Here is a 19,730-nt window from a genome sequence, read left to right on the forward strand (position 1 = left end):
TCAGCGCGGCGCGGCGCTGCGGCGTTCGACCAGCCGGGTGGGGATGACCGACGTGCCCGAGCCCGCGGCATCCTCACCCTCGATCTCGGCGACGAGAGCACCCACGGCCTGCTGCGCGAGGGCGGCGAAGTCCTGGCGGATCGTCGTCAACGGCGGGCGGTAGTTCGCGGCATCCGGCACGTCGTCGAAACCGATCACGCTGACGTCGTCGGGAACGCGGCGACCCTCATCGGCCAGGGCGCGCAGCAGACCGAGGGCCATCTGGTCGTTGGCGCAGAAGACGGCGGATGCCGCGGCGAGGGCGCCACCGGCGGCGAATCCGGCGTCGGCGGTCCAATCGCCGCGCACGACGTCGGGCGCCTCGACGCCGGCGGCGGCGAGAGTCTCGCGCCACCCGCGCTCGCGTTCGGCCGCGGCGAACGAGTCGATCGGACCGGCGAGGTGGTGGACGGTGGAGTGGCCGAGCTCGAGGAGCCGGGCGGTGGCCGCGGCCGCCCCGCCGCGGTGATCGCTGTGCACCGTGGTGAGGCCCTCATCTCTCGGCGCATCGACCACGACGAGGCGGAGGCCGGTCGGCCGCCGGTCGGGAGAGACCTGCGCCGACGCCTCGTTGAGGACGATCGCTCCGTCGACCTCCTGCTCGGCCAGACGCTCGAAGGCCGACGCGACGCCGTCGGCCGCGGTCACGACGGTGAGGGCGTATCCGCGCTCGGCGGCCGCCTCCGCCGTGGCCTGCAGCATCCGCGAGTTGCCGACCGTCGCGAGCGTGGTCACGACGAGGCCGATGGTCTGCGATCGGCCGGTGCGCAGAGCGCGGGCGGCGCGGTGGGGGCGGTAGCCGAGCTCGGCCATCGCCTGCTCGACCCGCGCTCGGGTCGCGGGGTCGACGCGCGGGCTGTCGTTGGCCACGCGCGACACGGTCTGCCCCGAGACTCCGGCGCGTGCCGCGACCATCGCCATCGAGACTCGTCCGTTGTCGGCCACCTGTGATCCTTCCCGTCGTCGATGTTGACGTTACCACGGCATACGACGTACCATGTTGACGTGAACACGGAGAATCACGGGGGCCTGCCCGCCGAAGACTTGAGCGCCGGCGTCGTCAAGCGCACGACGACCCTCGCCGACGGCCGCGACCTCATCTACTACGACGATCCCGACACCACCCTCGGCGCGGACCGCGCCGTCGACGCACGCACCCTCGACCCGCGCGCAGCGACCGCCTCGATGCGTCTCGACGTGCTCACCGGCGACTGGATCACCGTCGCGTCGAACCGTCAGAACCGCGTCATGATGCCGAGCGCCGCCGCCGACCCCCTCGCCCCGCAGACGCCCGACAACCCCTCGGAGGTGCCCTCGCGCTACGACGTGGCCGTCTTCGAGAACCGCTCCCCCGCGTTCGGCCCTGCGCTGGCCGAGGCGGTCGGCTCCGCCCCGGCGGCGAGCGACCCTCCGCGCGGGCTCGACGACCTCGCCGCCCTCGGACTCGGCCGCTCGCGCACGTCGGTCGGCCGGTGCGAGGTGGTGTGCTTCAGCCCCGAGCACACCGGCTCGTTCGGCACGCAGACCGTCACGCGAGCCCGCACGGTCATCGAGGCCTGGGCCGACCGCACGGCGGCGCTGTCGGCACTCCCCGGCGTCGAGCAGATCTTCCCGTTCGAGAACCGCGGCGAGGCGATCGGTGTGACCCTGCCCCACCCGCACGGCCAGATCTACGCCTACCCCTACGTGACACCCCGCACGACCCGACTGCTCGACTCGATCGACCGGACAGCACCCGATCTCTTCTCGCGGATCCTGGAGTTCGAGCAGGCGTCGGAGCGCGTGGTGTTCCGCGGTGAGCACTGGACGGCCTTCGTGCCGTTCGCCGCGCGCTGGCCCTTCGAAGTGCACCTGATGCCGCACCGGCACGTGCCCGACTTCGCCGCGACGACCGAGGCCGAGCGCGACGAGCTCGCCCCGCTCTACCTGCGCCTGCTGCGCGGCGTCGACGCCCTCTACGACTCGCCGACCCCCTACATCGCCGCCTGGCATCAGGCCCCCGTGCACATCGGCCGCGACACGGTGCGCCTGCACCTGCAGCTCACGAGCCCGCGCCGCGCCGCCGACAAGCTGAAGTTCCTCGCCGGATCCGAAGCGGCGATGTGGGCGTGGGCTGCCGAGGTCACGCCCGAGCAGGGCGCCACCCGCATCCGCGAAGCCATCGAGCGGGCCGAGGCGACAGGCACCGCGCCAGGCCGCGAGCCCCTTCCCGCCGACGACCCGACACCCGATCTGGAGCCCACCGCATGACTCTTCCCCCCGCTCCGGAGCCGCGTCCGACCGATGCGGCGCGCGCCCTCTTCAGCGAACTCACCGGACGAGCGCCCGACGGCCTGTGGTCGGCGCCCGGGCGGGTGAACCTCATCGGCGAGCACACCGACTACAACGACGGGTTCGTCCTGCCGTTCGCCATCCCGCACCGCACGGTCGCGGCCGTCGGACTGCGCGACGACGACCGCATCCGCGTGACCTCGACCTTCGCCGACGGTCCGGTCGAGGTGGCGCTGCACGAGCTCGATGCGCTCTTCCCGACGCGTCGAGACGAGCAGGGGACGGGCTCGGATCACGCACCGGCGGTTCCGGAATGGGCCGCGTACCCCCTCGGCGTCGCCTGGGCGCTGCGCCAGGCCCCTTCGACAGGCTCAGGGACCCAGGAGGCGACAGGCTCAGGGACCCAGGAGGCGACAGGCTCAGGGACCCAGGGGGTCGACATCGCGATCGCGTCCGACGTGCCGGTCGGTGCCGGACTCTCGTCATCGGCCGCGATCGAGGGCGCGACGGCATCCGCTCTGAACGATCTGTGGGGCACCGGGCTCGACCGCACTGCTCTCGCCCGCATCGGGCGTCGGGCCGAGAACGAAGCGGTCGGCGCCCCCACCGGCATCATGGACCAGATGGCCTCGATGCGCGGCGAGACCGACGCGGCGATCTTCCTCGACTGCCGCTCGCTCGACGCGCACCTCGTGCCGCTCGGCGTGGCCGAGGCGGGGTTGGCGATCCTCGTCATCGACACCCGGGTGAAGCACGCGCACTCCACCGGCGGCTACCGCGAGCGGCGCGCGTCGTGCGAGCTCGGCGCTGCGACTCTGGGTGTGCCGTCGCTGCGCGACGTCGCGGTCGACGACCTGCCACGCGCCCGGGAGCTGATGGACGACGTGACGTTCCGCCGCGTGCGCCATGTCGTCACCGAGAATCAGCGCGTGCTCGACACGGTGCGCACGCTGCGCGAGCAGGGCGCGCGCGGGATCGGCGACCTGCTCGTCGCCTCGCACCTCTCGATGCGCGACGACTTCGAGATCTCGGTCCCCGAACTCGACACCGCTGTCGAAGCCGCACTGGCCGCTGGGGCACTCGGCGCGCGGATGACGGGCGGCGGTTTCGGCGGCGCGGCTATCGCGCTGATCGAGCAGGATGCCGTCGACACCGTGTCGAACGCCGTCGGCGCGGCGTTCGCGGCATCCGGTTTCGCCGCCCCCGCGCTGTTCACGGTCGTGCCGTCGGCCGGAGCGCACCGCGACGCTTGACAGAATGAGGGAGCGGGTCGCGGCGACGCTGCGACCGGAGAGGAAGCAATGTCCTGGATCGTGACCGGTGGAGCCGGCTACATCGGAGCCCACGTGGTCCGCGCCCTCGCGGATGCCGGACTCGCCCCGGTCGTGCTCGACGACCTGTCGAGCGGCGTCGCGTCGTTCGTGCCGGAGGGCGTGCCGTTCGTGCGGGGCAGCATCCTCGACCGCCCCCTCGTCGAGAAGACGCTCCGCGATCATGCAGCAGAGGGCGTGATCCACGTCGCCGGGTTCAAGTACGCCGGAGTCTCGGTGCAGCGCCCGCTGCACACCTACGCGCAGAACGTCGAAGGCACTCGCATCGTCCTCGAGGCGATGGAGGCGGCGGGCGTGGCCAACATCGTCTTCTCGTCGTCGGCGGCCGTGTTCGGCACCCCCGACGTCGACCTCGTCGAGGAGGACACGGCGAAGAGACCGGCCAGCCCGTACGGCGAGTCCAAGCTCATCGGGGAATGGCTGCTGCGCGATCAGGGCACCGCCACGGCCGACTCGGAGCGGCCCCTGCGGCACACCTCTCTGCGATACTTCAATGTCGTCGGGTCGGCCGACCCGACCGTCTACGACGTCAGCCCCCACAACCTGTTCCCGATCGTGTTCGAGGCGCTGATCGCCGGCGAGACCCCGAAGATCTTCGGCGACGACTACGCCACCGACGACGGCACGAACGTGCGCGACTACGTGCACGTCGGCGACATCGCCGCGGCGCACGTCGCGGCGGCCGAGCGCCTCGCGGCCGGTCGGCCCATCGAGGCCGCCTACAACCTCGGCTCGGGCGACGGGCTCAGCGTGAAGCAGATCATGGATGCCGTCGCGCGCGTCACCGGCATCGACTTCACCCCCGAGATCGGACCCCGACGCGCCGGCGACCCCGACCGGATCGTGGCCACCGGCGAGCTCGCGGCCCGCGACCTCGACTGGAGGATGCGCTACTCGGTCGACGAGATGGTGCGCACGGGCTGGGAGGCCCGCACCTCCGCCGCTCGGTGAGCGAGCGAAGCGAGACGAAACGCCCCGCCCCCGCTCGTCAGAGGTCGCGCGTGCGGATGGGGTACAGCCAGAAGCACACGAAGGCGAGTGCGGTGAACCCGACCGGGATCACCGCGAGCATGAGACGGATGCCGCCGTCGACGCCGTCGGCCTGCGCGTCGCCGAGCGCGGCGTCGAAGCCCGAGGCCGTCAGCACCCACGCGGCGACCACGGCCTGCAGCACCACCGACCCGCGCACCACGAACCCGTTCACGCCGAAGTAGGCGCCCTCGCGGCGATGACCGGTGCGCGCGGCATCCGCATCGATGATCTGGGCGAGCACGACTTCGAGCAGCTGCAGCAGCCCGCCCACGCCGACGCCGACCGCGACACCGACCAGCGCCGCACCGAGAACGGTCGACGGCCCGAGGTAGCCGAGCACGGCGACACCGAACACCGCGACGCTCACCAGCAGGGCCGTGCGCGGGCTGGTGCGTCGGACGACGGCGCTCCACAGCAGGATCGACGGGATCGCCGTGACGAAGATGGCGCCGAGCAGGATGCTGCCCTCTCCCTCCGGCGCCTTGAGCGAGTACCGCACGTAGAACGGGACCGCGGCGAGGATGACGGCGATCGCGGTCTGCACGAACAACGACCCGAGCACGTAGGGGACGAACGCGCGGTTGCGGAACGTGTACACCAGCTGATCCCGCCACGGCATGCCGCTCGCGACGGCGTCGGAGGCCGCAGCCGGCACGCGCCGCTCGATCATGCCCCCCAGGAACGACCACACCAGCAGCGCGAGGCAGACGGCTCCGAGCACCAGGGCCATGCCGGGCCAGCCGATCGCGCCGTAGAGCGCGGGCGCGCCGGCGGTTCCGAGGACCATGCCGAGGATCGCGAAGATCTGTCGCGGCACGTTGCCGCGCGCCCTCTCGTCGGTCGTGCGGAAGATCTCGGGGAACAGCGCCGAGATGTTGAGGACGACGACCACGAATGCGATGTCGTACACCGCCACCACCACGAGGAACCAGGCGATGAGTCCGGCGACGGGGAGCTCGGGCGGCATCCAGACGAGGGCGAAGGCGACGACGAGCGGGACGATGCCCAGCCCGATCCACGGGATGCGTCGACCCCACGGCGTGCGCAGACGGTCGGAGAGCGCCCCGATCACGGGGTTCAGAACGGCGTTGAGGATGCCGTGGGCGATCATCGCGGCCGCCACCCATCCGGCCGGCACGGCCAGCTGCGAGACGTAGAAGTAGACGACGAACGCCGAGAAGGTCTGGGTCATCAGCTGCGTCGGGAATCCCGACGCCCCGAAGGCGATCGACTGGGCTCGGCTGGGCGCCGCGTCGAGCCGCCGGTCGCGCAGTCGTTCGCGCAGCGTGGTCATCGTCGCTCCTTCCGCTGCAGGTCGCGCAGGTCGCGCCAGCCGACGCGCACCAGGCCCTCCTCGGTCATGGTCTGCGCGACGACCGGATCGGCCAGCAGTCGACGCTCGTAGCCGCGCTTGGCCGCCGAGAAGTCGACGACCGCGCGGAGCTCGTGGTCGTCGACCATCGGGTGCAGGTAGATCTCCGTCACCCCGGGCTGTACCGCGCGGAGCAGAGCGACGAATCCGTCTCGCACCTGCTCGTAACCCTCCTCGGTCGCGGCCCCCTCGTCGACCAGGGCGAACGGGTGCGTCCAGAGCCGGTCGACGATCTCCACTCCGAGCGCATCGGCCGCCGCAGACGCCTCGTCGAGCGTGGCCTGCAGCGCGGCATCCGCTTCCGGGCCGTCGAGGCGCCGGGGAAGGCGGAACGGGAGTCGGTGGCGGGCGGCGAGCTCGAACACCGGGCGCAGGAAGTCGCGCCCGGTGGCGAGCCCGTAGACCGATCCCATGTGATTGTCGAGGTGCGTGACGTCGACGCCGGCGTCGAAGGCCGCCTGCAGCTGAGCGGCGAGCTCGGCGGCGACGTCGTCGTCGTCGGCGGACCGTTCGACGCGGGCGACGTCGGCAGGGAAGAAGCCGTCGTCGTCGACGAGCGTCGACGCGGTGCCGGTCAGCGGGCGCCAGCGGTAGCGCGTCCACTCGCTGGTGAGCACCAGGTGCACGCCGACGTCGAGATCGGTGCGGGATGCCGCGAAGGACAATGCCTCGGGAGCCCACGCGCACGGCACCATGACGGTCGTGGAGTCGATCCGCCCCGCGGTGAGCAGCTCGATGATGGCGGTGTTGGCGGCGTGGCACATGCCGAAGTCGTCGGCGTTGATGATGATGCCGCGTGCGGTCGCGCCGAGTCCGAGGCGTTGGGCGAGGTCGGACGGGGCCGCGGTCTCGGGCGTCATGGCGCGCTCTGCCTGCTGGTCATCGGACGCTTCGTGCTCTCCGGGGTGAGGATGCGGGTGAACAGCGTGGCGCGCAGACCCGACGCGGCCTCACCGACGGCTCCGACCAGCGGAGCCTCGGGGCCGAACGACGACACGAGGAAGCGGAGGGGGAGCTGGGGCGCGTACTCGGCGGCGACGCGCTGGATCGCGTCGACGAGCACCGGATGCGTGGCGTCGCCGCCGAGGATGAACGCCTCGGGGTCGACGACGAGCCCGACCGTGCCGGCCACGAGGACGATGCGTCTGCCGATCTCGGCGACCAGCTCGGCAGCCGTCGCCTCTCCCCGACCGGCCGCCTCGAGGTGTTCGAGCAGCGAGGCTTCGGTGTCGCGGCCGAGGCCGAGGGCGAGGTCGCCGACGACGGCGTCGTTGATGACCGGCGCGCCGATGGGCAGCGGGGTCTGAGGCAGGTACATGACCTCGCCCGCGACGCCCGAGAATCCCCGGTGCAGCGCGCCGTCGAGCACGATGCCGGCTCCGAGTCCGTCGTCGAGGAGAAGCAGGGCGAAGCTCGCCAACTCGCCGCCCGAACCGGAGGTCAGTTCGGCGAGGGCGGCGAGGTTGACGTCGTTCTCGACGCGGACGGGGCATCCGAGCGTGTCGGCGAGGGCGGAGCGGAAGGCGCCTCCGTCGGGCCCGAGGTCGTCGCGGATGCCGCCGTCGGCGGTGACGATGCCCGGCACGCCGACGACGGCGAGGTGCACCGGTGCTTTCCCGGCTCCGCGGCACGAGTCGACGAGGGCGGCGATGTGCGCGACACGGTCGCCGCCCAGGGGGAAGGCGGCGTGCTGTTCGGCGCGCACCGCACCGGAGGCGTCGACCAGGACCACGTGGGCGGCCTGATGATCGACGTGCACGGCGGCGGCGAACCCCAGGCGCGGGTGCAGACCCACGCGCCCGGCGGCGGGGCCGCGCGTGTCACGGTCGAGGCCGGCGGCCGCGACGGCGCCGGCGTTGTCGAGCATGCGAAGAACCTGCGTCACGGCGGTGCGGGAGAGCCCCGTGGCGGCCATGAGTTCCGCGCGCGTCTGCGGCCCGCTGCGTGCGAGAGCTTCGAGGATCGCCCGGCCGTTGAGTGTGCGAAGCAGGCTCTGCGGTCCCGCGAGTGGTCTCGACATGTCATCCCTGGGTCGGCGTCCCGCCCAGCATGCCACATCGGGTCGCACCCGTCGACGTCCTGACTAGGGTGGACGGATGACAGCGCCTCTCGACGTCCGCACGGCTCGCGCCGACGACGCCGACGAGATCGCCTCCATCCACGTGCGCTCCTGGCGCGCGGCCTACCGCGGCCTCATCGACCAGGAGGTCCTCGACTCGCTGTCCGTCGCCGACCGCGCCGCCGGTTGGCGTCGCTTCATCGCCGATCCCCTGCCCACCACGCTGGGGCAGCTCGTCGCGGTCCGCGACGGAGTCGTCGTCGGCTGGACCACCTTCGGTTCCGGTCGCGATCCCGACGCCCTCACCGACGGCGAGGTGTACGGCATCTACGCCGACCCCGACGCCTGGTCGACCGGCGTCGGCCACGCGCTGCTCGCCGGCGCAGAAGAGCGGATGACGGATGCCGGCCGCACGCGCGCCTACCTCTGGGTGCTCGACGGCAACGACCGCGCCGACGCGTTCTATGCCCGACACGGATGGGAGCTCGACGGCGCGACGAAGCTCGACGAGCGCGCCGGATTCGTCCTCCAGGAGCACCGCAGGGTCAAGGCGCTGTCGAGCTGATCGGTGCGTGCCTGACTCACGAAACTCGCAGATCGACACGAACTTCGCAGGGATTCTGCTGAGACCTGCGAGATTCGTGTCGTTCTGCGAAGTTCTGCCCGCCCCGACGCAGCCCGACCCTCAGTCGAGCGCCGTCATCACGTGCTTGAGGCGCGTGTAGTCGTCGAAGCCGTACTGAGAGAGGTCCTTGCCGTACCCCGAATGCTTGAACCCGCCGTGAGGCATGTCCGACACGAACGGGATGTGCGTGTTGATCCACACGCATCCGAAGTCGAGGTCGCGCGAGAACCGCATCGCGCGCCCGTGGTCGGTCGTCCACACCGACGACGCGAGCGCGTAGGGAACGTCGTTCGCGAGGCGCAGAGCCGCGGCGTCGTCGGTGAACGGCTGCACCGTCAGCACCGGGCCGAACACCTCTCCCTGCACGATCTCGTCGTCCTGACGCACGCCCGACACGATCGTCGCCTCGAAGAAGAAGCCGCGGTCGCCCTGCCGACGTCCGCCGAGCTCGACGGTGGCATGCGACGGCAGCCGCTCGACGAATCCGGTCACCTGTTCGAGCTGTGCGGCACTGCTGAGCGGGCCGTAGAGCACCCCCTCGTCGCGCGGACCCCCGGTGCGAGCATCCGTCCGGGCGCGTGCCACCAGCGCGGCGACGAACTCGTCGTGGATCGATGCGTGCACGAGCACGCGGGTCGCGGCGGTGCAGTCCTGGCCCGCGTTGAAGAACGCGGCGTTCACGATCCCCTTCGCGGCGGTGTCGAGCGAGGCGTCGGGGAACACGATCGCCGGGGCCTTGCCGCCGAGTTCGAGGTGCACGCGTTTGACGTCGTTCGCCGCCGACCGTGCGACCGCCATGCCCGCCCTGACCGATCCGGTGATCGCGACCATCTGCGGAACCGGATGCTCGACCAGCAGCACTCCGGTCTCGCGCGCGCCGAGCACGACGTTGAAGACGCCCGCCGGGGTGTGCCGGGCCACGATCTCGGCGAGCAGCAGGGTGGTGAGCGGTGTGGACTCCGCCGGCTTCAGCACGACCGTGTTGCCGGCGGCGATCGCCGGGGCGATCTTCCACACGGCCATGTTCAGCGGATAGTTCCACGGTGTGACCTGCCCGATCACCCCGATCGGCTCGCGCCGCACGAACGACGTGTGGCCGGCGAGGTACTCCGCGGCGGCGCGACCTTCGAGGCTGCGGGCCGCTCCGGCGAAGAAGCGCAGCTGGTCGATCGACTGCATGATCTCGTCGGCGACGAGGCTCGCCCGCGGCTTCCCCGTGTCGAGCGACTCCCGATCGGCGAACTCCTCGGCCCGCGCCTCCATCTCGTCGGCGATGCGGAAGAGGGCCAGCTGCCGTTCGGAGGGGGTCGTGTCGCGCCAGAGCGGGAGGGCGGCGGATGCGGCGGCGTACGCGGCATCGACGTCGGCGGAACCCGACAGCGGGATCTCGCCGTAGGTCTCCTCGGTGGCCGGGTCGAGGAGCGCGAGGCGCCCGTCGGCGCGCGCGGGCACGAACCGTCCGCCGATGAAGTTCTGCAGGGGCGCCGCGTCGCGCGGGAGATCGCTGACCATGGCGCCATCGTAGCCACCTGGCGACGAAATCGGAAGAGACAGTGGGATGATTCGACGGAATCGGTTGCGTGTCGCGATCGAGCCTGTCAATATCGACGCATGAGCACCAAGTCGAAGCAGCCAGCCCTCGACGACATCTCCAAGCGCATCGTCGAGCTCCTGCAGGAAGACGGCCGCCGGCCCTATGCCGAGATCGGCCGCGAGGTCGGCCTCAGCGAAGCGGCGGCCCGGCAGCGCGTGCAGCGCATGACCGAGGCGGGCATCATCCAGATCGTCGCGGTGACCGACCCCATGCAGCTCGGATTCCACCGGATGTCGATGATCGGCATCCGCGTCACCGGCGACCCGCGGGAGATCGCCCAGGAGCTCGCGAAGATCACCGAACTGGCCTACGTGGTCGTCACACTGGGAACCTTCGACATCCTCGTCGAGGCCGTCTGCGAAGACGACGAGCATCTGATCGACCTCATCGCGACCCGCATCCGCACCATCCCGGGGGTCGCGCACACCGAGAGCCTGCTCTACGCGGGGCTCTACAAAGACCTCTACAACTGGGGCACGCGCTGACGCGCCCCACCAGGAGCATCATGGGAACCACCGTCTTCGAACGCTGTCGACCGGCCGCCTCCGTCATCGACGCCTCCCTCACAGACACGACGCTCGGGGTGTTCTGGCTCGACGACGTGCCCCGGGCGCAGCATCCGACCCTCGCCGGGCACGTCACGACCGACCTCGTCATCGTCGGCGGCGGCTACACCGGCCTGTGGACCGCCGTGCGCGCGAAGGAGCGCGACCCCGGGCGGCGCGTCGTGCTGCTCGAGGCCTCGCGCATCGCCTGGGCGGCATCCGGTCGCAACGGCGGGTTCTGCGAGGCGAGCCTCACCCACGGGCACGAGAACGGCCTGACCCGGTGGCCCGACGAGATTGACCGCCTGGAGGAACTCGGCCTCGAGAACCTCGACGGCATCGAGGCGACGGTCGCGCGCTACGCCATGGACGCGGACTTCGAACGCACCGGGCAGCTGGCGGTGGCGGTCGAACCGCATCAGGTCGAGTGGTTGCGCGACGAGCCGGGCTTCCTCGACCGCGAGGCGGTGCAGGCCGAGGTGCACTCCGACACCTTCCTCGCCGGTGCGTGGGAGCGCGACAGCTGCGCGATGGTGCACCCCGCCAAGCTCGGTCTCGAGCTGGCTCGCGTCGCGATCGATTTGGGCGTGGAGATCTACGAGCACAGCCTCGTCCGGCGCATCGAGAGCGACGGGCCCGGGCCGGTCACTCTCGTGACGGCCGGCGGCCGGGTCACCGCGGATGCCGTCGCGCTGGGCACCAACGTGTTCCCCTCGCTCCTGCGACGCAACCGGCTGATGACGGTGCCCGTGTACGACTACGTGCTCATGACCGAGCCGCTGTCGCCCGAGCAGCGGGCATCGATCGGCTGGGCGAACCGCCAGGGACTCGCCGACAGCGCGAACCAGTTCCACTACTACCGGCTCACGTCCGACGATCGCATCCTCTTCGGCGGGTACGACGCCGTCTACCACTACGGCGGCCGCGTGCGCCCGGAGTACGAGGACCGCATGGAGAGCCACCGCCGGCTCGCCTCGCATTTCTTCACCACCTTCCCGCAGCTGGAGGGCCTGCGCTTCACGCACCGGTGGGCCGGGGCGATCGACTCGTCGAGCCGGTTCTGCGCGTTCTTCGGAACGGCCCGCGGCGGGCGCGTGGCCTACGCGAGCGGATTCACCGGCCTGGGCGTCGGAGCCGCGCGGTTCGCGGCCGACGTCATGCTCGACAAGCTGTCGGGCGAGACCACCGAGCGCACCGAGCTCGCGATGGTGCGCGAGAAGCCGATCCCGTTCCCGCCCGAGCCGGCGGCGTCGATCGGCGTCAATCTCGTCCGGGCGGCGATGGACCGTGCCGATCACAACGAGGGCCGGCGCAACCTCTTCCTCAAGACGCTCGATGCGATCGGCATGGGGTTCGACTCGTGAGCGTGCTTCCGGCGGGGTCAGGAGCGGATGCCGCGGCGCTGCCGCTCGTCCACAGCGCGCTTCCGGCATCCGACGTGGTGTCCGGCGCTCCGACGGCCGCCGCCGAGACGCTCGCGGAGATCGCGGACGTCGAGGTCGGCGTCTGGGAGATGACGCCGGGCACGGCGACCGACACCGAGGCCGACGAGGTGTTCGTCGTGCTGTCGGGCCGGGCCCGGATCGCGTTCCTCGACCCGGCTCTGCCGGCGATCGAGGTCGGCCCCGGATCGGTCGTGCGCCTCGCCGAGGGCATGCGCACGGAGTGGACCGTCACCGAGACCCTGCGGAAGATCTACGTCGCCTGAAGCCCGCTTCGTTCCGTGAATCCGCAGGTCGGATCCACATCTGCAGGTCGAAACAGCCGATTCCGACCTGCAGTTGTGATTTCGACCGACGGATGCCGGTCGGCGGACGCCGGCGGGGCGGATGCCGGTCGGCGGATGCCGGCGGGGCGGATGCCGGTCGGCGGATGCCGGCAGAACGGTCACTCGGTGCGGCGCGCGACCTCGGCGTGCGGCATCCGCTCGCTCATGATCCGGATCGCCTCGGGGTTGTCGTCGACGAGCACGGCGTCGCGGCCGAGCGCCGAGGCGACCGCCCCGGTCGTGCCGCTGCCGGCGAAGAGGTCGAGCACGCGGTCGCCGGGACGGCTCGACGCGGCGATGATGCGGCGCAGCACGCCCTCGGGCTTCTGGGTCGGGTACCCGGTCTTCTCGCGGCCGGTCGTCGGCACGATCGTGTGCCACCAGACGTCGGTCGGAAGCTTGCCCCGCGCCGCCTTCTCGGCCGTCACCAGGCCCGGGGCCATGTACGGCTCGCGGTCGACGGCGTCGGAGTCGAACACGTACGCCCGCGGGTTCTTCACGTAGACGAGGATCGTGTCGTGCTTGGTCGGCCACCGGCGCCGCGACTTGGAGCCGTAGTCGTACGCCCAGATGAGCTCGTTGAGAAAGCAGTCGCGTCCGAAGACGGCGTCGAGCATCACCTTGGCGTAGTGCGCCTCGCGGTAGTCGAGGTGCAGATAGAGGGTGCCGTCGTCGGCGAGCAGCCGCCAGGCCTCCTCCAGCCGCGGCATGAGGAACGCTCCGTAGTCGTCGAAGCGGTCGTCGTAGGTGCGCAGCATCCCCCGCACGCGCTCATACCGGTGGCCGTGGAATCCGTGGCGCACCTCGGCCGGCGCCGCCTGCCCGGCATCCTCGTCGTGCTCGCTCGCGAGCGCCGCCCGCCGCGCGGTGACGACCTGTCGCTCCTGCGCGCGGCCGGTGTTGAACGGCGGGTCGAGGTAGACGATGGTGAAGGATGCCGAGGGCAGAGTCGCGGCGACGGCGAGGTTGTCGCCCTCGATGATCGAGACGGTCCCCCCGTTCCCCGCGACGGGCGAGGCGTCGGTCACGGCACCCGGTGCAGCCACGCGTCCGTGGCGAACTTCGACTCCACGAGCGCTTCGGCGGCTGCATACTCGTCCGGCGTGATCGCGCCGATTTCGGCGTCGGTCAGCGACCGGAAGGTGTCGATGAACCGCTGGATGATCTCGGCCCGCTCCAGACCGGTCTGACTGCGCAGCGGGTCGACGCGCTTCGCCGCCGAGGTCGTGCCCTTGTCGCTCAGCTTCTCGCGGCCGATGCGCAGCACCTCGGTCATCGTCTGCCCGTCGATGTCGTACGACAGGGTGGCGTGGTGCAGCACGCCACCGTTGGCGAGGCGCTTCTGCGCCGCGCCGCCGATCTTGCCGGTCGGGCTGGCGATGTCGTTGAGCGGCTGGTAGACCGCATCGATGCCGAGCGAGCGAAGGGCCTGCAGCACCCAGTCGTCGAGGAACGCGTACGAGTCGGCGAACGTCATCCCCTGCACCAGCGACGCCGGCACGTACAGCGAATAGGTGATGATCTGCCCCGCGGCCATGAGCATGGCCCCGCCGCCCGAGATGCGGCGCACGACGTCGAAGCCGTGCCGGGAGGCGCCCTCCGGATCGACCTCGTTCCGGTACGACTGGAACGAACCGATGACGACGGCCGACTCGTCCCACTCCCAGATGCGCAGCGTGGGTCGCCGCCGACCCTCGCCGACGCGTGAGGTGAGCACCTCGTCGAGTGCGAGGTTCATGCGTGGCGAGACGGCCGCGTCGTGCACGATCTCCCAGTCGAAGTCGCGCCAGCCCGGTGCGGTCACGAGCGCGCGGCGGACGGCGGTGCCGACGGCCTCGGGCGTGAATCCGAGCAGCTGCGCACCCTCGGGGAGCGCCCGGCGCACGGCGGCGGCGATGACCGTCGCATCCGATTCGGCGGGCAGCCCGTCGACGGCGGCGTTGATGTCGTCGAGTGCCGAGTCGGGCTCGAGGAAGAAGTCTCCGGCGAGGCGGAAGCCGGCGATCCGGTCGCTCTCGACCTCGAGGTCGACGACGACGAGCTTTCCCCCTGGAACCTTGTATTCACCGTGCACGGCTCCAGCTTAAGGCGCGGCCGGCCGACTGTCCCGGTGGTCAGCGGCCGAAGCGCGGCCGGCCGACTGTCCGGGTCGTCAGCGGCCGAAGACGACGACGCGCTCACCCGCGCGGATGGGCAGCGACCATCGGTTGCCCTCCGGCGGTTGCGGGCAGCCGTACTGGTCCGAGAACGCGCACGGCGGAAGGGAGGCGCGGTTGAAGTCGATCACGGCCGTGCCGTCGGCATCCGGCTCGTCGATGGGGAGGAAGCGGAATTGATACGTCTCCACCCCGTTCGTTCCGTCGCCGAAGACGGCGGTCAGGCCGCCCTGAGGCGCCCTCGTCGCGGCCAGGGTGAGCGGGATGCCGTCGAGCTCGAAGCGCAACCGTCCGGCGAGCTCCTGCTCGTGCCGCCCGCCGTCGACCGCGACCACCGTCGCGGTCTCGCCCGGCGTCTCCTCGAACCGCGCGCGCACCCGCCACCCCACCCGCGGCGGGTAGGCGTCGATGCCGCTGAAGCGCTCGCGCTCGGGTCGCCGCGGGTTGAACACGCGCAGAGCCACGGCGCCCTGCCGATCGAACACGCGCACTTCGCGGCGCCCGATGCGCAGCGTCTCGGATCCGTGCAGCACCACGACCGACCCGGCCACGCCGAGATCGCTGCCGCGGATGCCCCCGTCACCCGTCAGCGCCCACAGGCCGGGCACTCCGTCGACAGCGGCCGGCTCGGTGATGAGCCAGTTGGTCGACTCCAACGCGGCCGGACCGTACTCCGCGCCGGCATAGCGCTCGCGCGACTCCCGCCAGTCGCGCCACTCCTCCTCGAAGCCCACTGCGCCCCTCCTCGCCTCCTTCGCGCCTCTCGTTCCAGAATCTAGAGGTCGCGACGGATGCCGGGCGCCTCGCCCGTCATCCGGATTCACCCGCTGTCACACGGGGTCACGCGGGGTCACGGGAGGACATGCCGCGCGCGCGGTGGGCGCGCGGCCGCCCGCGTTCGCCCGGCCCTCCCGAAGGCCGGCGGGCGCTTCGACAGGAGATGTGCACCAACCAAGGACGTTTTCGCGCCAACTCTCCTGCGGAAGCGCACATCTCCTTCGGAACCGTACGGGGCCCGAGCACGCAGGAAGCACGGATGCCGATACGCAGGATGCCGGGGCCAACGCGGTAGCGCCGCTCGCCGCGAAGGTCGGCGGGCGCTTCGACAGGAGATGTGCACTATCCAAGGACGTTCTCGCCCCAACTCTCCTGCGGAAGCGCACATCTCCTTCGGAACCGTACGGGGCCTGAGCACGCAGGGAGCACCGGCTGCCGCAAGTATCGGATGCCGGTACGCAGGATGCCGCAAGTACCGGATGCCGGTACGCCGGATGCCGGCACACAGGACGCCGGAAGCACCCGGACCCCGGGCTCAGCGCGGGATGCGCCGGTCGAGCCAGGCGAGCACGTCGGCGCGCACCTCGTCCTGCTGCAGCTCGTTGAAGATCTCGTGGCGCGCGTCGGGGTAGACGAGGGTGGTCACGTCGGTGAGCCCCGATCGGCGCCGGTACTCCTCGGCGAGCCGGTGCACGCTGCGCGGACCGCCCACCGGATCGTCGCGGCCGACGAGCAGCAGCAGCGGGATGTCGCGTCCGAGGTTCCGCGCGGGCCGTCCCAGCAGGCGGAGGGTGTCGAGCGGTCCGAAGAGCGTGGGCAGCGGCACCCCGGTGGTGAGCGGGTCGTCGTCGAACGCCGCCCACACCTGGGGATCACGGCTCAGCCACTCGAATCCGGTCGCACCCTCGCTCGTGGCCCAGCGGGCGTTGAGCGGTGCGGCGTTGAGCGATCCTGGCAGCAGCAGTGCCGAACCCGAGAGGATGACGGCATCCCACGCCTCGGGGTGACGGTTCACGAGCTTCTGCGCGACGAACGACCCCCACGAGTGCCCGAGCACCACGAGCGGCAGGTCGGGGTTCTCGTCGCGGATCATTCGGGTGAGCTGCCAGACGGCGTCTTCCGCCGCGCGCAGTCCTCCCACCCCGAGTCGCCCCAGCCGCGCCGGGCCGCCGTGCTGTCGGATGCCGGTGCGACCGTGACCGCGATGATCGTCGGCGTAGACGTGGAATCCCGCCTCGGCGAGGGCCGCGGCGAGAGCGCTGTAGCGGCCGGCATGCTCGCCGACGCCGTGCAGCAGCTGCACGACGCCGCGCGGAGCGCTCGTCGCGGGGTGCACGTCGTAGACGATCGCGACGCCGCGGGCGTCGGTGAATTCGCGGGTCTCCATCCTGCCGAGCCTACTGAGCCGCCGCGGCGCCGGGTCGCCGACCGAGCGCCGCACAGATGGCCAGCGCGATGTCGCGGTCGGTCACCTCGTAGCCGCCGACGCCATCGGCGGCCGATCCCATCCGCACGCCGCCTGCTCCGTCGACCGCGCGCTTCGCCGAGAAGTGGATCGCGTCGACCCCCGCGTTCGCGAGCACGGGTGCGGCGGCGGCGTCGACCCCGCTGCCTGCCATGACCTCGATGGCGCCCTCGGCGGCGGCGACCATGGCGCGCAGCATCTCGACGCCGTCGATCGCGGCCGAGGCGCCGCCCGAGGTGAGCACGCGGCGGATGCCGAGCTCGCGCGCCGCTCGGAGCGTCGCGACCGGATCGGCCGTCACGTCGACGGCTCGATGCAGGGTGACGGATGCCGCGCCCGCGGCATCGCGCAGACGCGCCATCGCGTCGAGGTCGAGTCGGCCGGCGTCGTCGAGGGCGCCGATGACCACGCCCGCGGCGCCCGCGGCGACGGCCCATCGCACGTCGCGCTCCGACACCGCGACCTCGTCGGCGGTGTAGTGGAAGCCGCCGGCGCGCGGGCGGATCAGCACGTGCACCTCGGGGCCGACCGTGCCCGCGGTCTCCAGCGCGAGCTCCACCGTCGCCGGCGACGGCGTCAGACCTCCGAGGGCGAGGGCGGAGGCGAGCTCGACCCGGGCGGCCGCGACCTCGGCGGCGATGCGGACTCCGGCAGCATCCTGCACGGCGATCTCGAGAGCGGGAATCACCCGTTCATTCTGCCGCCTCTCGGATCCGGGATGCTGCCGCCTCTCGGATCCGGGATGCTGCACAGCCAGGCCCCACCCGTGAGAAGTCCGACCCCGCGAAACCCTTCTCCCGCGCCGGAAGGTTAGATAGACTAACTAAGTAATGCCTGCCTCCGACGATTCCCTGCACCACACCGCGACCGACCTGCGGCTGGCCACGTTCCGGCTCGCCCGCCGCCTGCGCTGCGCCCGCGCGACCGACTCGATGAGCGACACCCAGCTGGCGGTGCTCGCCGACCTGCGCATGAACGGTCGCCGCACGATCTCGACCCTCGCCGAGCGGGAGCGCGTGACGGCCCCCTCGATGACCAATATCGTGAACCTCCTCGAAGAGCAGGGATTCGTCGTGCGCACTCCCGACGACGACGATCGGCGACGGGTGCAGGTCGACATCACCGAGGCGGGCGTGGCCATCGTCGCCGAGACGATCCGGCGACGTGACGAACTGCTGGCCGACATGCTGCGCGAGGTCGACTACACCGAGGCCGAGCTCGCCACGCTCCGTGAGGCGAGCGCCCTGATGCGACGGGTGGTCGAGCGATGAGCGCCATGTTCCGCTCGTTCGCGAACATCAACTACCGGATCTGGTTCGCCGGAGCGCTGGTGTCGAACATCGGCGGGTGGATGCAGGCCACCGCCCAGGACTGGGTGGTGCTGACCGAGCTCACCGACAACGACGCCGCCGCCATGGGCGTGACGATGGCGCTCCAGTTCGGACCGCCCCTCATCCTCGTGAGCCTGACCGGGTGGGTCGCCGACCGGTTCGAGCGCCGTCGCATCCTGCTCGTGACGCAGACAGCGCTGCTCGCCCTGGCCATCGCCGTCGGCGTCCTGCTGCTCGCGGGCGTGATGACGCTGCCGATGATGCTCGGCTTCGCCCTCGGCTTCGGCGTCGTCAACGCGTTCGACGCACCGGCGCGTCAGGCGTTCGTCTCCGACATGGTGTCGGCGGGCGACACGTCGAACGCGGTCGCCCTGAACTCGGCATCCTTCAATCTCGCTCGCATGATCGGTCCCGCCGTCGGCGGCCTCCTGATCGTGGCGATCGGGTCGGGGTGGGTCTTCATCGTCAACGCGGCGACGTTCCTGGCCATGATCGTCGCGCTGCTCATGCTGCGCCGCGGCCTGCTGGCCGCGCGTCCGAAGTCCCGCAGTCGCGGCGGTCTCGCCGCCGGATTCCGCTACGTCTGGGCGCGCAGCGACCTGCGCGTGGTGTTCGTGACGGTGTTCCTCATCGGCGCGTTCGGCATGAACTTCCCCATCTTCGCCTCGACGATGGCGATCGAGTTCGGCGCCGGAGCCGACGGTTACGGCGTGCTCAGCTCGATCCTCGCGATCGGCTCGCTCACCGGCGCGCTCCTCGCCGCACGGCGCGACCGCGCCCGCGTGCGCGTGGTGATCATCGCGGCCGGCGGGTTCGGCGTCGCCGCGTTCGTCTCGTCGGTCATGCCCAGCTACGCCGCATACGCGGTGACCCTGATGTTCACCGGGTTCGCGATCGTGACCCTGCTCACCACCGCCAACGGATACGTCCAGATGACCACCGACCCGTCGCTGCGCGGCCGTGTGCTGGCCCTGTACATGGCGGTCATCATGGGCTCCACCCCGGTGGGCGCACCGATCGCGGGATGGGTGGCCGACGCGTTCGGTCCGCGCACCGCGATCATGCTCGGCGGCACCGCCGGGCTCGTGGCGTGCGCGATCGGCGTGATCTGGATGCTCTCATCCGGGCGACTGCACCGCGACGAGAACCGCCGCTTCCTGCTCACGCTCGACGAGACGCGCCCCGTGCGCGTCGTCGACCCCATCGAGTTCAGCGACGAGGCGGCGGCGACGACGCCGATCCGCACGGCGACATCGGGCGACTGACCGGGCCGAACCTCGCGACCGCCCGTCGGGCGACCGACCCAGCCGCGAACCCCGCGACCGCCCGTTGTCAACACCCTTTGCGGACGCGGGCGACGTGCGT

The 19,730-nt window shown here is 71.4% G+C and carries 19 protein-coding genes; 9 read left to right on the forward strand and 10 right to left on the reverse strand.

Going from position 1 to position 19,730, the window contains the following annotated elements:
• Complete coding sequence (locus tag AB3M90_RS08600; protein WP_412952680.1) at positions 1-960, reverse strand: LacI family DNA-binding transcriptional regulator; 960 nt, start codon at positions 958-960, stop codon at positions 1-3.
• An 84-nt stretch (positions 961-1,044) separates the two neighbouring features.
• On the opposite strand from AB3M90_RS08600, the gene galT reads away from it, so the two are divergent.
• From galT to galE, 3 genes are read left to right on the forward strand one after another with little or no spacing between them, the layout of a single operon-like run.
• Positions 1,045-2,289, forward strand: a complete 1,245-nt coding sequence (gene galT / locus AB3M90_RS08605; protein ID WP_412951461.1) for a galactose-1-phosphate uridylyltransferase — start codon at positions 1,045-1,047, stop codon at positions 2,287-2,289.
• Positions 2,286-3,563 (forward strand): galactokinase, encoded by a 1,278-nt coding sequence (galK, locus tag AB3M90_RS08610; RefSeq protein ID WP_412951462.1) that lies wholly within the window; start codon positions 2,286-2,288, stop codon positions 3,561-3,563. The genes galT and galK overlap by 4 nt, the downstream gene beginning before the upstream one ends.
• A 48-nt stretch (positions 3,564-3,611) precedes the next feature.
• The gene (galE, locus tag AB3M90_RS08615) at positions 3,612-4,592 is read left to right on the forward strand and encodes a UDP-glucose 4-epimerase GalE (RefSeq protein ID WP_412951464.1); all 981 of its coding nucleotides are present in this window, start codon (positions 3,612-3,614) and stop codon (positions 4,590-4,592) included.
• 37 nt (positions 4,593-4,629) lie between these two features.
• Here the strand turns inward: galE and AB3M90_RS08620 are convergent, their stop codons facing one another.
• Genes AB3M90_RS08620 through AB3M90_RS08630 form a run of 3 tightly spaced genes read right to left on the reverse strand, consistent with a single transcriptional unit; the run spans position 4,630 to position 8,065 of the window.
• On the reverse strand, positions 4,630-5,967 hold the full coding sequence (locus AB3M90_RS08620; protein WP_412951465.1) for an MFS transporter: 1,338 nt from the start codon (positions 5,965-5,967) through the stop codon (positions 4,630-4,632).
• The gene (locus AB3M90_RS08625; RefSeq protein WP_412951466.1) at positions 5,964-6,905 is read right to left on the reverse strand and encodes a polysaccharide deacetylase family protein; all 942 of its coding nucleotides are present in this window, start codon (positions 6,903-6,905) and stop codon (positions 5,964-5,966) included. Before AB3M90_RS08625 ends, AB3M90_RS08620 begins: the two co-directional genes overlap by 4 nt.
• On the reverse strand, positions 6,902-8,065 hold the full coding sequence (locus tag AB3M90_RS08630; RefSeq protein WP_412951467.1) for an ROK family transcriptional regulator: 1,164 nt from the start codon (positions 8,063-8,065) through the stop codon (positions 6,902-6,904). The genes AB3M90_RS08625 and AB3M90_RS08630 overlap by 4 nt, the downstream gene beginning before the upstream one ends.
• A gap of 76 nt (positions 8,066-8,141) precedes the next feature.
• On the opposite strand from AB3M90_RS08630, the gene AB3M90_RS08635 reads away from it, so the two are divergent.
• Positions 8,142-8,669: a GNAT family N-acetyltransferase gene (locus AB3M90_RS08635; protein WP_412951468.1), complete on the forward strand. Its 528-nt coding sequence runs from the start codon at positions 8,142-8,144 to the stop codon at positions 8,667-8,669.
• 120 nt (positions 8,670-8,789) lie between these two features.
• Here AB3M90_RS08635 and AB3M90_RS08640 read toward each other — a convergent pair whose 3' ends face one another.
• On the reverse strand, positions 8,790-10,241 hold the full coding sequence (locus AB3M90_RS08640) for a gamma-aminobutyraldehyde dehydrogenase (RefSeq protein WP_412951469.1): 1,452 nt from the start codon (positions 10,239-10,241) through the stop codon (positions 8,790-8,792).
• A gap of 99 nt (positions 10,242-10,340) precedes the next feature.
• Here AB3M90_RS08640 and AB3M90_RS08645 point away from each other — a divergent pair, with 99 nt between their 5' ends.
• Genes AB3M90_RS08645 through AB3M90_RS08655 form a run of 3 tightly spaced genes read left to right on the forward strand, consistent with a single transcriptional unit; the run spans position 10,341 to position 12,576 of the window.
• Positions 10,341-10,808: an Lrp/AsnC family transcriptional regulator gene (locus tag AB3M90_RS08645; protein ID WP_412951470.1), complete on the forward strand. Its 468-nt coding sequence runs from the start codon at positions 10,341-10,343 to the stop codon at positions 10,806-10,808.
• Positions 10,809-10,828: 20 nt separating this feature from the next.
• On the forward strand, positions 10,829-12,232 hold the full coding sequence (locus tag AB3M90_RS08650) for an NAD(P)/FAD-dependent oxidoreductase (protein WP_412951471.1): 1,404 nt from the start codon (positions 10,829-10,831) through the stop codon (positions 12,230-12,232).
• Complete coding sequence (locus tag AB3M90_RS08655; RefSeq protein WP_412951472.1) at positions 12,229-12,576, forward strand: cupin domain-containing protein; 348 nt, start codon at positions 12,229-12,231, stop codon at positions 12,574-12,576. Before AB3M90_RS08650 ends, AB3M90_RS08655 begins: the two co-directional genes overlap by 4 nt.
• Before the next feature lie 179 nt (positions 12,577-12,755).
• On the opposite strand, the gene AB3M90_RS08660 is transcribed toward AB3M90_RS08655, so the two are convergent.
• From AB3M90_RS08660 to AB3M90_RS08680, 5 genes are all read right to left on the reverse strand, one after another.
• Positions 12,756-13,682: a DNA-methyltransferase gene (locus AB3M90_RS08660; protein WP_412951473.1), complete on the reverse strand. Its 927-nt coding sequence runs from the start codon at positions 13,680-13,682 to the stop codon at positions 12,756-12,758.
• Entirely contained in the window at positions 13,661-14,710 is a 1,050-nt protein-coding gene (gene lplAB / locus AB3M90_RS08665; RefSeq protein WP_412951475.1) for a lipoate-protein ligase LplAB, read from the reverse strand. The genes AB3M90_RS08660 and lplAB overlap by 22 nt, the downstream gene beginning before the upstream one ends.
• Before the next feature lie 78 nt (positions 14,711-14,788).
• On the reverse strand, positions 14,789-15,526 hold the full coding sequence (locus AB3M90_RS08670; protein WP_412951476.1) for a DUF1684 domain-containing protein: 738 nt from the start codon (positions 15,524-15,526) through the stop codon (positions 14,789-14,791).
• Between the two features lie 578 nt (positions 15,527-16,104).
• On the reverse strand, positions 16,105-16,956 hold the full coding sequence (locus AB3M90_RS08675) for an alpha/beta fold hydrolase (protein ID WP_412951478.1): 852 nt from the start codon (positions 16,954-16,956) through the stop codon (positions 16,105-16,107).
• A gap of 10 nt (positions 16,957-16,966) precedes the next feature.
• Positions 16,967-17,722, reverse strand: a complete 756-nt coding sequence (locus tag AB3M90_RS08680; protein WP_412951480.1) for a copper homeostasis protein CutC — start codon at positions 17,720-17,722, stop codon at positions 16,967-16,969.
• A 142-nt stretch (positions 17,723-17,864) separates the two neighbouring features.
• Between AB3M90_RS08680 and AB3M90_RS08685 the strand changes: the two genes are divergently transcribed.
• Together AB3M90_RS08685 and AB3M90_RS08690 are read left to right on the forward strand one after the other, a co-directional pair.
• The gene (locus tag AB3M90_RS08685; protein WP_412951481.1) at positions 17,865-18,305 is read left to right on the forward strand and encodes a MarR family winged helix-turn-helix transcriptional regulator; all 441 of its coding nucleotides are present in this window, start codon (positions 17,865-17,867) and stop codon (positions 18,303-18,305) included.
• A gap of 5 nt (positions 18,306-18,310) precedes the next feature.
• Positions 18,311-19,630, forward strand: coding sequence for an MFS transporter (locus AB3M90_RS08690; protein ID WP_412952681.1), 1,320 nt, complete (start codon positions 18,311-18,313; stop codon positions 19,628-19,630).
• The last annotated feature ends 100 nt before the right edge of the window (positions 19,631-19,730 follow it).

The sequence above is a fragment of the Microbacterium martis genome, assembly GCF_047246685.1.
In the GTDB taxonomy this organism is placed as follows: Bacteria; Actinomycetota; Actinomycetes; order Actinomycetales; family Microbacteriaceae; genus Microbacterium.